Here is a 13049-nt window from a genome sequence, read left to right on the forward strand (position 1 = left end):
TGATATTCCCGGCTATCCCAAAGGTTTTAAGGTACACCAGCAATGACCCAAGAGCCTGTTGAAAAGTATTTTGGAACACCGATCAGCGAGTGGATCGCCCGTGTTGCTAACGAATTGGAGGTGGATGCAGTCGGGTTATGGCAGGTTATTCCGGAGGGCATTGATAGCTTTGATCTATCGGACGAGCAACTCGAAGATTTTGGATATCTTTGCGTGGTGGCTCTTCTTAAACGAGGAGCGGTTCCTGTCAAAAGCTCATCAGAACTTTCAGGTTGGGTTCCTGAAATGAAATATCACGGATCTCATGAAGAAATGGCGATGCGCATCATTAGTGATTGGAAGGCTGGTAAACTTGTGGCCGATCATGATGGGTTATGGTTTGCGCTTCCTCCCTGATCTTGGGCGTCTCGGAAAATCTGCTGATATCGATACACACTCAACCTGGAAGGCCGAAACCTATCGTGGCTCGATCAGTACGGCCGACCATCGGCAGGAATGCCTCAGATTTACTGATGAGCGGAAATGACTCAAACCTTTCATGAGACAAATTCCAAGGTTATTCATGTCAATACCAATGAAATTCCCTCTGGCATCAACCGTACCCAATTTAATTCCTGGCGGCGGACCTATTGGATAAACCGAGTAAACGATTTCTAGGAAATGCATCTGGTGACCGAACATATTGACGCGATTATTAGTGAAGTGAATCGACTAGATGATCCGCGAAAACGTAAGATTCCGCTTCCGGATGATGCTCTAATAGCGAGATACGAAGCCGCCACGGGTTTCGAATTCTCGGAAGACTATAAAAAATTTCTCAAGAGCATCTCTAACGCTTTCATCGGTTACCTGTCGCCACTTACTCTAAATGAAGAGATGGGTGGCGTTTATGGGGAATTGAGATCTGCTATTGAACAAGGCCGCAGCGCTGGCCTACCCCACGATTGGCTTCCAATATGTGAAGACAACGGTGACTACTACTGCATCGCGCCCGATGGCAAAATACATTTCTGGGACCACAACGGTCCAACGACCGAGACTTGGCCCAACCTTGCAACGTGGGCAAACGATGTCTGGTTGGGTGGAGCATAAGAATTTCGGCTATGCAATACGAGCCACCGTTGAGACAATTTAAGCCGCCCCGGCATTGCTGAAAAGCTCGGGCAGACCACTCCCTGTGGGAAGTGGGGCGCTAACCGCCAAGTGGATGTTATCCCATGAGAGCAACGATAAAATCTATCGACCTGATCGACCATGAAAATTGGGCATACTGGCCAGATGAGCCCTATAATTTTCATGTTGCTGCCCAAGCTTTGATTGGACCAGAAACTACCGAGGCGCTGAGATTTTTAGCTTTGAAGTTTCCACCCCTAGTTGGCTGGTCGAGTATAGTGACCGAGAGCCACATTTCGTTCGCCACGTAATTCTGATGGAAAAATATGACGAGGACGGCCTAAAATCTCTAATCAGGAATTTGGTTGCAGACACAACCGGTGAAACATGGCGCGGAATCGGCGAAAAGCTGGCTCGCTTCATGTTCTGGTAATTTGAGGATTATCAAAGCTGACGCCAGTGTTGTTGCCAGCGCACACTATCGGCTCAGTCCAAGCCCCTGCGACCGGACCAGTTGCTGTTTCAGCGCGTGGTCATGGCTGAGCTCGGCATGGCGTGTCTTCTGCACCATGCGGGCGATTGTCTTGATCTGCTCGGCTTGTTTTGCGAGCTCAGGGTGTGCCCCAAGCTCCTCGGCAAACCTGCGAGGATCGGAGCTTCCGAACCGCCGCGTGAGCGCTTCAGCCACCAGCTTGGCCTCCTCAAGCGCGGCTCGGCCCTCAGATGAAGATCTCAGCTCCGCGATAAATTTGCCCCGCTTTTCGATTGGCATCTTTTCCACCTTGGCAAGGATTTCGGCGCTGCGGGGCGTGAGGCCGGGAACCTCGATCACGTCACGCTTTTCGCGCTGCCATTGTTCGCTTTGACGTTCTTCGCCAAGCCGGCGCTCCCATGCCTCGGAGACATAGCCGATATGGGCAGAGAGAGACCTTGCATAGTGCAGCGCCTCTTTCCGCTCCCTGTTGTTTCCGAACAGACCCGACTTGCCGCGCAGCTCCCCGAACCGCCCGGGCTGCTCTGCGATGGCCTTCGCCATGATCTTGCCATTGCCTTCCTTCTCGGTCATCGCGGTGCGCAGTCTTGCGGCAATCTCGACCGGATCACGGAACACGTGCCGCGCGACTGACTCTACCGTGTCGAATCCCTGCTCGATGACGGACATCGCCCTTTTCTGCGCCACCTCTTCGATGCTGCGGTCGTAGCGCGTGATCGCTGGCACCAGCGGAGCCGGCTTCCAGCGGCGAGTGCTGGCCGGCAGCTTCTGTGGGGGCAGGGGCGGCGCCGTCTTGCGACATGAGATCGGACCACCGGATGCGGCGATATCCTTTGTTGTCCTCCGTTCTGTCGTCCGTCATCGATTTTTCCGGCGAACTGATTGCGATGATTTTCGCGGCGAACAGGGCCGGCCAGATCGCCGGCAGGTTCCTCGTAAACCCGTTGACGCTCTGATGGCCGGCCCTGTTGTTCCCGCACCGGATGGGCCGCGCGGGACAAGAGCTTTTGACGCTCATCCCGGCCGGAAGCAAGTTCGATCTCGCTCCTGACCCCGAGCTGCTCCGCGATCCATGGGTCGCTTGCGATCCCGCGCCGCTCGGCAAAGTCCCTGACATAGTCCAGCGTGGTTTCCTTCGCGCCGGAACGCGACAGGCGGTTTGTCAGCTTTCGGTAGGCCAGTTCGTCACACTTGACGACGCGCCATGCATTGCGCTCGGCCTGCGTACCGTCCGGAAGCCTGACAGGCGTGGCTCCTTCATGCTGCAGTCCGACCCTGTCCCCGATCTTTGGCGAGGCCTCCTGAATGGCCCGCTTGAGATCGACGCCCCACACTGTGCGCTGATCGCCCTTGTCATTCTCCAGCGTCACAAAATAGTTTTCTCGCGCCTGACGATTATGCTCGTAGGGCGCAACGCCGTGATCAACAAGCCGGCCGGCCTTGGTGAACTCCTGGCTGTCCGCATAGAGCTGCACGCTGTCGCGATGCCTGGTCATGGCAACATAGGTCAGATGCCGGTCCATGGTGCCGGAAGCCAACACAAAGGCGCGATCCACCGTCGCGCCCTGGTTTTTATGGATCGTCGTTGCATAGCCGTGGTCGATCGCCTGGTAGCTGTCCGTGGGAATGCTGACGCTATCGCCGCTTCGACCATCGAGCCGGGCGATGATCTTGCCCTTTTCGACATGCTCGACCGTGCCAAGCATGCCGTTTTTCACGCGGAGGTCGCGGTTGTTTTCGAGGAAGATGATCCGGTCACCGGCGGCGAAGGCGCGCTTGCCGTTATTGGTCTGGAACGTGCATTCTCCACCGTCCTCACCATCCCCACGGTTCGCGCCGGCGCTCGGCCCGTGGCTGCGCTCCAGCCTTTGTCTGTTCTGAAGTTCGGAACGAATGGCGGCATTGAGGGCGCGCACATCGGCACGGCGATGCGCCATGGCAACCCGGGTGCCATCGGCACGCTTCTCACTATCGGCAATATACTCACGCACGATCTCTGCCATCGCCGCGTCGCGGCTTTCCGCAAAGTGAATGTCGCCGTGATCCCGGTAGGCGGCGAGGCCCTCGGCCGTCTTGTGGGTCGCAAAGGCAACCGACGCCTGTCTCTGCCAATCATGGCGCTGGCGGCGAATGTCGAAAAGTTCGACATGGCCAATCTGCTCGGCTATCGCCCTGAAGGGGGCGCCAGCCCCGATCGCCTGCAGCTGCTCGTGGTCGCCGACAAGAACGATCTTTGCACCGCGCTCTTCAGCCTCGCCGATGAACCGGGCAAGTTGCCGGCTCCCGACCATGCCGGCTTCGTCGATGACGAACACGTCACTGCTGCCGATCATGCCCCGACCATGATCCCAGCTGTAAGTCCATGACGCCAGGGTGCGGCTCTCTATGCCAGAACTTTCCTCAAGACCCTCGGCTGCCTTTCCGGCCAGCGCCGCACCATGGACCTGATAGCCTTGAGCCTCCCACGCCTTGCGAGCGGCTGCAAGCATGGTGGACTTTCCCGCACCAGCGAACCCGACCACAGCGGCGATGCCTTCTGGGCCCGTAACATGTTTGATCGCATGACGCTGTTCGTCCGACAATCCTGTTGACGGATTGCTCGCAGCAAACGGTCCGCTGGAGCTTTTCCGGATTGAGCGATCCTGCCTCTCGATTGCACGCGCGACATGGCGATGATCGACGCCATGGGAATGCGCCTGATGCAATCGCTTGGCCGACCGCGCCATTGCGAGTTCCAGATCAATCATCCCTCGCGTCGAATAGCGCGCACTGGAAACGTCGCCTGTCTCAGGATCGATGCGCTCAGCCTGGAGTTCCACAAGCGCTGGCGATGCCAAAACAGCGGCAAAGGCGTTCTGGAACGTTCGCGCGTCATCGTTGATGTAGCGATGCAAGGTTTTGGCAATATCGTGTCGATCGAACACGCTCTTTGCATTGCTGATCAGCGACAAAACCTGTTCCGGTTTTTGGCGGATCAGCTCGGCATTTTGCCGTGCTGCCTCGTCATCCAGCCGGCCGCGCTCGACTGCCATTCCTTGCCGTTCGATCTGCGACGCATGCACGCCCATATGTTCGGTCGGCGACAACTCGAGGCCGCGCTGCGCATGTGAGCGATGATCGATGCGGATACCGGCCGGCCGCTACTCACACCTGATGAGGTGCGCAATCTGCCCGCAAAAGGACAATTGCTGTTCTTGGCCGGGCAACGACCAATATTCGCTGAAAAGCTTGCCTATTTTGCCGATCCGGAATTCAGGGAGATGCTCGACCCAGTCTGAGGGGAGCGTGACGAGAAGGCGGTTGGGCATCTCCGTCGGACCTTTTCTGTGCAGCCCTCCTGCTCTCTTCGGCGCAACGGGAAGCGGATAGATGAGCTTTCGTCCAAATTGCAGTCCTGCGGCGACGGCGGCATCGCGGGCAGGTCGGGACTGATTAGAGCATAGACTCGCACCACCGAGGAGCAACTCCGCTGTAGTGCATCTGGTCGTCTACCATATGCCATTCATATCCACAGGGTGAGGCTCATGTTGGCTAGATAGGGCCAGCCGCGCTTGTTGACCTAGAGGTATTCAATTCTTCCTAACTTTGCGAGGGATCGTTTTCGACCGCGAGGTCTAGCAACGGAGTAATGACCTTGACAGGGCACCATAGGAGTCTAGACGGGGTTTCAGGATCATCTTGGGAGTATGGAAATGAAAACGCTGGCAGCCGTTTCGGCTTTCGTGGGCAAGTCCTTTGCTGTGTGGGTTATCCTGTTCGCCGTGCTCGGCTTCTTTTTTCCGGATACGTTCAAGCAGATTGCGCCGTGGATCGTCACGCTTCTGTCGATCATCATGTTCGGGATGGGCCTCACACTTTCGGTCGATGACTTCAGGGAGGTCGTCAAAAGGCCGTTCGATGTGACGATCGGCGTGCTCGGCCAGTTTCTCATCATGCCGCTTCTGGCGGTGCTGCTCACCCGCATCATTCCCATGCCGCCGGAAGTCGCGGCGGGTGTCATTCTGGTCGGCTGCTGCCCTGGCGGCACATCGTCCAATGTCATGACCTATCTCTCCAAGGGCGATGTCGCCTTGTCCGTTGCCTGCACCTCGGTCACCACGCTTGCCGCGCCGCTGGTGACGCCGTTCCTCGTCTGGCTGTTTGCGAGCCAGTTCCTGCCGGTTGATGGCTGGGCCATGTTCCTCAGCATCGTCAAGGTCGTTCTGGTTCCGCTCGCCCTGGGCGCCGCCCTGCAAAAGCTGCTGCCCGGTCTCGTCAAGACCGCCGTTCCGGCTTTGCCGCTGGTGAGCGTCATCGGCATCGTCCTCATCGTTTCGGCGGTGGTGGGAGGATCCAAGGCGTCCATCGCCCAGTCCGGGCTGATGATTTTTGCCGTCGTCGTGCTGCATAACGGGCTTGGTTATCTCCTCGGTTACCTCGCGGCAAAGGCAACGGGCCTGTCGCTTGCCAAGCGTAAGGCCATTGCAATTGAGGTCGGCATGCAAAATTCGGGCCTTGGCGCGGCACTTGCAACGGCCTATTTCTCGCCTCTCGCTGCGGTTCCGAGCGCCATTTTCAGCGTCTGGCACAATATTTCCGGTGCAATACTGGCAAACTGGTTTTCGGGCCGGGTGGACGCAGGCTCCGCCAACAAAACCGCCTGAAGCTCCGCATTTGTCAGGCCGCCCGTCGTTCAGGCGGCCTGACCCTGCCTTAGAACGGCATGGTCTGACGTGTTACGGCCGGTGGATTAAGCCGGGCAAAGCCCTCCTGGCGCTGATACGGGAAATGCGGATAGGGAGCAGTCGTCCCGCTGGCCTCGTCCAGCTTCGCTACCTGTGCGGACGTCAGTTCCCATCCCACGGCATCGAGGTTCTGGCGAAGCTGTTCCTCATTGCGCGCGCCGATGATGACTGTGGAAACAGTCGGGCGTCTGAGCAGCCAGTTGAGGGCGACCTGCGGCACCGTCCTGCCGGTTTCTTGCGCGACAGCGTCGAGCGCATCGATCACGCGGTAGAGATGTTCATCATTAACCGGGGGGCCGAAGCTGGCGGTCTCATGCAGGCGGCTACCTTCGGGCAGCGGCGTGCCACGGCGGATTTTTCCCGTCAATCGCCCCCAGCCAAGCGGGCTCCAGACCATTGCGCCAAGACCCTGATCCGCGCCGAGCGGCATCAGATCCCACTCGTAATCCCGGCCAATCAGGGAATAATAGACCTGATTGACCACATAACGCGGCCAGCCATATCGATCCGCGACGGCAAGCGATTTCATGATCTGCCAGCCTGAAAAATTCGAGACTCCGGTATATCGCACCTTGCCGGAGCGGACGAGCGTATCGAGCGTCGACAGCACTTCCTCAACCGGGGTGAAGGCATCGAAGGCATGAAGCTGAAGGATGTCGATATAGTCGGTCTTTAGGCGGCGCAGGGCGTCATCCACCGCGCGCATCAGCCGGAAGCGGGACGACCCGGCCTCGTTCGGCCCGTCGCCCATCGGCAGGCTGGTCTTGGTTGAGATCAGAACACTGTCGCGCCTTCCCTTGACGGCTTCGCCGAGCACTTCCTCCGATGCGCCATTGGAATAGACATCGGCGGTATCGAACAGGTTGACGCCGGCTTCCAGACAAATATCGATCAGGCGCCGGGCTTCCGTGGCGTCTGAATTGCCCCAGTTGCTGAAGAGTGGGCCGGAGCCGCCGAAAGTTCCGGTGCCGAAACTCAAGACCGGTACTTTCAGGCCGGATTGGCCGAGATGGCGATATTTCATGGGCGTTCCTTTGTTGCTTCGAAATGGTCGCGGGCGGGGCTCTGGCAGCGCCGCGCTTTGTCCATCCCGTCATGATCTGGCAGATGAAGATTGCGATGCGTTTCAATCGCCGCCTGAAGATAGACGCTCGCTCTTCAATGAAATAGAATGCCGAAAATACTATCACTTGTGAGATGAAGTCATCATGGCGCGACTGGAGATCAACCGGGCAGGGGAGATGGAAATCTTCGTGCGGGTCGTCGAACTCGGCGGTTTTTCCCGCGCGGCCGCGGCGGCAAACATGACGCCTTCGGCGGTGAGCAAGCTGATCGCACGGTTGGAAAGCCGCCTCGGCGCCCGCCTGCTCAACCGTTCCACCCGACAGCTTCAGATCACGCCGGAGGGCTGCGCCTTTTATGAAAGGGCCACCCGCATCCTCGCCGATCTCGAAGAGGCCGAACGCGCCGCGGGTGAGGGCGAGCAGCCTGTCGGCCGTGTGCGGATCAACACCAGCGCTTCTTATGCAACGCATATTCTTGCGCCCATCCTGCCACGGTTTCTGGCGCTTCATCCGGGCATCACGCTCGATATCGTCCAGACGGATATGGTGGTTGACCTTCTTGCGGAACGCATGGATGTCGCGGTGCGCGCCGGGCCACTCAAAAGCTCAACTCTCGTTGCCCGGAAACTCGGTGAGACAGGGATGATCATTGCCGCCGCCCCGGCTTATCTGGAGCGTTACGGCGTGCCGCAAACCATCGCCGATCTGGAAGATCACAATCGGCTCGGATTTGGTTACGCGCGGTCAGTCGACGGGTGGCCGTTGCGGGACGCCGGAAAGACCGTCGTTATCCCGGCGACGGGGCGCGTGCAGGTCAGCGATGGCGAGGGCCTTCGCCGTCTTGCCCTTGCCGGTGTCGGGCTGGTTCGCCTTGCCGCCTTCACAGTGCGAGAGGATATCGCAGCCGGCCGGCTTGTCTCCTTGCTCGATCATCTCGATACGGGTGAGACGGAGATGTTTCATGCCGTTTATGTGGGCCAGCGCGGGCCGCTTCCCGCACGCATCCGGGCCTTGCTCGATTTTCTCGGCGAGCACGGGCGAGTGAAATGACCTTTCGATGGCCCTGGAAGTCGCGGCGGGGATGAAGATGGCAGGCGGCTGAAAAAAGAGTATCCGGCTGACAGGACGCCTATGGTCTCGGACCGGACAGCGTGAAGGCGCCAGCCGATTTCAGCGCTATATGCGTCTCGCTGGCAAGTGTGCTTGGTATCGCGCCGCAAAGGCTGCCAGTCGTCACGACATTGCCCGCCTTAAGCATCTCGCCGGTGTTGAATGCCGCATTGGCAAAGGCAACAAGCGGCGCAAGCGGATCACCATTCGGATGTTTTACCCCGGCGTCGAACAGCGACACCGACCCCTCGGTGACGTTGAGCTGCGGCAGGTTCTCGCCATTTCCGGCAAAGATGTCCACGATGTGCTTATCGACTTCCGATGCGATGACGAAGCCGTGGTTGGCGAGACGATCCGCGAGAAAAAGCGGAAACGGCACCTGATTTTTCTCCACCAGCCTGTAGCGGAGAAGTTCAACGCCAAGGTGAACCTTGTCGATAAATCCTATCAGGTCGGCCCTCGTCAGCGGCCCCGCCGCCGCCGCAGGGATATCCGCCGAAAGCGTAAAACAGATCTCGACCTCGATGCCTTCGGTGCCGCCATGGGGAAAAGAAGCGGCATTGGCCTCATCGATCCGCACACAATCGAACATAGGCGCCCCGATGGCCTCGCCATCCGCGCGGATCGCCAGTTTCCAGCCGGCAACCGGTTCTGCCCGGCTTTCGGCAAAAGCCCGCTGGACCGCCATAGCCTCTCCAAGCGTAGCAGGAATGAGACCCTCCGCCTGCACCGCCGCCAGAGAAATCTTCGCCCCCTCGCGGCTCGCTGTGATGAAGCTTTCCGCCAGTTTTTCGATTGCCGTCATCGCGTCCATGGTCTCCGTTGCTCTCGAACGCCAAAATGTTGTCACGATTTGGCGCTCACTGCCAAGGCCATCAATGCCGGGTTTGACCACATTGCCGACTTTAAGGACGTGCGGCGAGGGGCATTGTGCGGGGTTTATGGGAGAGCAAATGAATAGTGTTTATGGTTGACAGCGTCACAAAACATAAATTCAAGCGTTTGCTTCTGGGTTCCCTTAGCGTATTCGTCCCTACCACGACGTAGAACAGAGAGTTGACGCATGACATTGCCATTTCCGAGCATCGCGCAGACGCTTGCCGAGGAGATCGGAAGATTACGCAAATGGCTGGATGAGGACGCCCTGCCCCTGTGGTGGGAGGCGGGTTCGGCGCGGCCGGATGGCGGCTTTTACGAACGTCTCGGCCAGGATGCCAAACCGGTTTTTTCCGATGACCGCCGCGCCCGCGTGCAGCCGCGTCAGGCCTATTGTTTCGCCGCCGCCGGCCAGCATGGCTGGCAGGGGCCGTGGAAAGACGCGCTCCTGCACGGGCTTTCCTGGTTCGAGAAGGTCTATCGCCTTGAAAACGGCCTTTACGGCAACCTTGCCGACCAGACGGGCAGGCTGATCGATCCCTCCTTCGATCTCTACAATCAGGCCTTTGCGCTGTTTGCCGCCGCACAGGCCGCCGCAAGCCTTCCCGAGCGCCGGGACGAGATGCGCGGCCGGGCGCTCGATATCCTTGCCATCCTCGAGCGCGACTACAGACATCCGGTCGCCGGTTTCGAGGAAGCGAACCCGCCGCGCACGCCGCTCTGCTCCAATCCGCACATGCATCTCTTCGAGGCGATGCTGGCCTGGGAGGTGCAGGACCCGGACGGCCCGTGGTCGGCGCTGGCCGACGAGATCGCCGATCTTGCGCTTAACCGCTTCATCGATGGCGGCAATGGCGGCTTGCGCGAATTCTTCGCCCATGACTGGACACCGCATGACAGCGACAAAGGCCGGATCATGGAACCGGGCCACCAGTTCGAATGGGCCTGGCTTCTGGTGCGCTGGAGCAGCCTGCGTGGAAACGACGAAGCGATCGGGAAGGCCAAACGGCTGTTCGAGATCGGCGAGGCCTACGGCATCTGCCCGCGCCGCAAGGTGGCGGTGATGAGCCTCTACGACGATTTTTCGGTGCATGACGGGCTGGCGCGGTTATGGCCGCAGACGGAATGGCTGAAGGCTTCGGTGCGGCTTGCGAGCGTCACGGGCGGCGAGGAGCGGCAACGTTACCTCGCCTCCGGTCTCAGCGCCATCGGCGCGCTGCAGCCTTTTCTCGACACGCCGGTCAAGGGCCTGTGGTTCGACAAATGGCCGGCCGACAGACCGATGCTCGACGAGCCGGCGCCGGCAAGCACGTTTTATCACATCGTCTGCGCCATATATGAGGCGGAGGCCGTGCTGGCGGTCAGTGGGTGAACTCAGCACGCCCAGCCGGTGGGCGTGCCACATTCGCCACCCTCATTTTCAGGGCGGCGAGACAGTCAGTATTAATATGCTGCAAGCAAGCGGTTTGTCGCAACTGACGCACTCGGCGCAGATCAAAGTCGCGCCTTTCGTGTGTCGAATCTTCCCCACTAAGCTACATCGGCGTCAAATTGGATGCTGTGAAGCCGTTTATAAAGGCCATCATTCGCAAGAAGCTCGCGTCTGCTGCCCTGCTCGGCGACTTCACCATTATCCATAACGACAATCTTGTCGGCACGATTGATAGTGGAGAGACGGTGAGCAATGACGATTGATGTCTTGTTGAACGTCAGTCGTTCAAGTGCATCGCGAACGAGAGCTTCGGATTCCGAATCCAATGCGCTGGTTGCTTCATCGAGGATCAAAATATCCGCGTCTCTGAGCATGGCGCGGGCAATCGCAACACGCTGCCGCTGCCCCCCGGACAATCCAGAGCCATTTTCACCGAGCCTGCTGTCATAGCCGTCCGGCATGCTCATGATGAAATCGTGCGCATTGGCTGCCTTGGCGGCCGCTATTATCTCTTCTTCGGTGGCATTGTCGCGGCCAACGGAAATATTGTGCCTTATGGATCCCGAAAACAGGAATGTTTCCTGGCCGACGTAAGAAACGTGCTCGCGCAAGCTCGAAAAAGAAACGTCGCGCAAATCCATACCGTTGATTTCTACTGAGCCGGTTTGCGGATCGTAAAGGCGCATTATGAGATTGATGATGGTGGATTTGCCGCTGCCGGATGGGCCGACCAGCGCGGTCATCTTGCCGCCTTCGAAGAGCAGGCTGACATCCTTCAGAACGGGCTGGCCTGCAACATATTCAAAGCTCACATTTTTTAGTTCGACATCGCCTGTCGCTTTGGGGAGAGGCTCGGCGTCTTTTTTCTCGGCAAGCGTCAGCGGCGCGTCCAGCACCTCAAACATCATCCGCACGCCAATCATGCCGCCTTCGATCTGTACCCGCATGCGGGCGAGGCGTTTCGCCGGTTCATAGGCAAGCAACAGGGCGGTAATAAAAGCCATCAAATCGCCCGGCGAGCCGCCTTTTTCGAGAACGGTATAGCCGGACACGGCAATAACGACAGCAATTGCGAGGCCTGATAGCGTCTCCATGATGGGGCTGGTTGCGGCCTCCAGTTTGGCAATGCCATTGGCACGTTGCTCTACGTCGGAAACCGCCTTGTTCATGCGCTGACGCATGAGCTTCTCAAGGGAGAATGCCTTGATGACACGTACACCTATGCTGGTTTCCTGTACGACATTGACAATCTCACCGAGCGAAGCAAGCTCCGCCTCCATGATCTTGCGTACGCGGCGCAAAACAAGCCGAACGCTGAAGATGGCAAGAGGACCGATAATCATGGAGATCGCACTCAGAAGGAAATTCTGGGCGAACATCACGATAATCAGGCCGATAAGCGAAAACAGGTCACGTACGAAAGATGTGACAATCGTATCGATGACGCTGCGCGCCGCCTGCGCATTGTAAGTAACGCGAACCAGCAGTTCCGAGGAAGGCAGATTCTGAAAGAAGGAAACGCCCTGTTTCAGGAGCCGATCGTAGATCTTGCGTTGTTGCTCCGCTACGATGCTATTACCAGCTTTGCTGAGATAATAGCTCTGCACGAAGGTTGCGAGGCCTTTGACGATGAAGATGGCCGCGACCGCAAAGGCAATCTCGAGAACGACGTCAAAGCCCTGCTTCAGATAAACGCTGTTGACGATATCGCGCATGATCCATGCGCTGAGAGACGTCGTGCCGGCGACGACGAGCATCGCGGCAATTGCCGCAGAATACCAGCCAACATGCTTTCTGAAATTTTCTTTGAAAAGTCGCACCAGCAACGTCTTGTCGTTTTCAGACAAAAAAGATCCGATCACGGAGATATCCTTAATTAGCTGATACCACTACGATTTGAGAAATTGATGGCTGTCCATTTCGATCATTTTTGACCAGGAAACCAGTCCACTATCTGTTCCGAATAGGTAAGCCGCATTCTACTTCGTTTCGTAATCCCGTATCAACTGGCTTAATAATTTCTCTCGGCGCTGGAAAAGTCCTCAGACTCGTTGTTCAAGCGAACCAAATAGTGCGGTGGCCGGCGAGTGTCAACATCCCGCCGACCCGGTCGAACATTCGAGATGCACCGTTACCGTCTTTTATAATCGTCCTCGATGCGAATGACATCATCCTCGCCGATATAGGCTCCGGTCTGGATTTCGACCAGTTCGAGCGGGATCTGCCCCTCATTGGCA

At 58.0% G+C, this 13049-nt stretch carries 10 protein-coding genes and 3 pseudogenes; 8 read left to right on the forward strand and 5 right to left on the reverse strand.

Features of this window, described 5'->3' with window-relative positions; translation table 11 throughout:
* The first annotated feature begins 42 nt into the window (after window positions 1-42).
* The 4 genes and pseudogenes from ACQZ5G_RS24715 to ACQZ5G_RS24730 all read left to right on the forward strand — a co-directional run.
* A complete protein-coding gene (locus ACQZ5G_RS24715; protein WP_448739228.1) occupies window positions 43-396 on the forward strand; it encodes a hypothetical protein in 354 nt (117 codons plus the stop codon).
* Between the two features lie 126 nt (window positions 397-522).
* Entirely contained in the window at window positions 523-657 is a 135-nt protein-coding gene (locus ACQZ5G_RS24720) for an HNH/ENDO VII family nuclease (protein WP_448739227.1), read from the forward strand.
* 3 nt (window positions 658-660) lie between these two features.
* The gene (locus tag ACQZ5G_RS24725) at window positions 661-1092 is read left to right on the forward strand and encodes an SMI1/KNR4 family protein (RefSeq protein WP_448739226.1); all 432 of its coding nucleotides are present in this window, start codon (window positions 661-663) and stop codon (window positions 1090-1092) included.
* A 247-nt stretch (window positions 1093-1339) separates the two neighbouring features.
* Window positions 1340-1546 (forward strand): annotated as a pseudogene (locus ACQZ5G_RS24730) (Imm8 family immunity protein); the annotation flags it as partial.
* A 45-nt stretch (window positions 1547-1591) separates the two neighbouring features.
* Here the strand turns inward: ACQZ5G_RS24730 and traA are convergent.
* A pseudogene (gene traA, locus ACQZ5G_RS24735) lies at window positions 1592-4734 on the reverse strand (Ti-type conjugative transfer relaxase TraA); the annotation flags it as partial.
* Between traA and ACQZ5G_RS24740 the strand changes: the two are divergent.
* Window positions 4735-4884: pseudogene (locus ACQZ5G_RS24740) on the forward strand (type IV secretory system conjugative DNA transfer family protein); the annotation flags it as partial.
* A 414-nt stretch (window positions 4885-5298) separates the two neighbouring features.
* Window positions 5299-6249 (forward strand): bile acid:sodium symporter family protein, encoded by a 951-nt coding sequence (locus tag ACQZ5G_RS24745; protein WP_448739225.1) that lies wholly within the window; start codon window positions 5299-5301, stop codon window positions 6247-6249.
* Between the two features lie 49 nt (window positions 6250-6298).
* Here the strand turns inward: ACQZ5G_RS24745 and ACQZ5G_RS24750 are convergent, their stop codons facing one another.
* Entirely contained in the window at window positions 6299-7354 is a 1056-nt protein-coding gene (locus ACQZ5G_RS24750) for an aldo/keto reductase (RefSeq protein ID WP_448739224.1), read from the reverse strand.
* 184 nt (window positions 7355-7538) lie between these two features.
* On the opposite strand from ACQZ5G_RS24750, the gene ACQZ5G_RS24755 reads away from it, so the two are divergent.
* Window positions 7539-8444 (forward strand): LysR family transcriptional regulator, encoded by a 906-nt coding sequence (locus tag ACQZ5G_RS24755; protein WP_448739223.1) that lies wholly within the window; start codon window positions 7539-7541, stop codon window positions 8442-8444.
* A gap of 79 nt (window positions 8445-8523) precedes the next feature.
* Here the strand turns inward: ACQZ5G_RS24755 and ACQZ5G_RS24760 are convergent, their stop codons facing one another.
* Window positions 8524-9309 carry a 2-keto-4-pentenoate hydratase gene (locus ACQZ5G_RS24760; protein WP_448739222.1) on the reverse strand — a complete coding sequence of 262 codons (786 nt, stop codon included), beginning with the start codon at window positions 9307-9309 and terminating at the stop codon, window positions 8524-8526.
* Window positions 9310-9567: 258 nt separating this feature from the next.
* Here ACQZ5G_RS24760 and ACQZ5G_RS24765 point away from each other — a divergent pair, with 258 nt between their 5' ends.
* A complete protein-coding gene (locus tag ACQZ5G_RS24765) occupies window positions 9568-10752 on the forward strand; it encodes an AGE family epimerase/isomerase (RefSeq protein WP_448739221.1) in 1185 nt (394 codons plus the stop codon).
* Between the two features lie 158 nt (window positions 10753-10910).
* Here the strand turns inward: ACQZ5G_RS24765 and ACQZ5G_RS24770 are convergent, their stop codons facing one another.
* Window positions 10911-12674 (reverse strand): ABC transporter ATP-binding protein, encoded by a 1764-nt coding sequence (locus ACQZ5G_RS24770; RefSeq protein WP_448739220.1) that lies wholly within the window; start codon window positions 12672-12674, stop codon window positions 10911-10913.
* 269 nt (window positions 12675-12943) lie between these two features.
* On the reverse strand, window positions 12944-13049 hold a 106-nt coding region (locus ACQZ5G_RS24775), incomplete at its 5' end, for a hypothetical protein (protein ID WP_448739272.1).

It is taken from the genome of Agrobacterium sp. 22-214-1 (genome assembly GCF_053522465.1).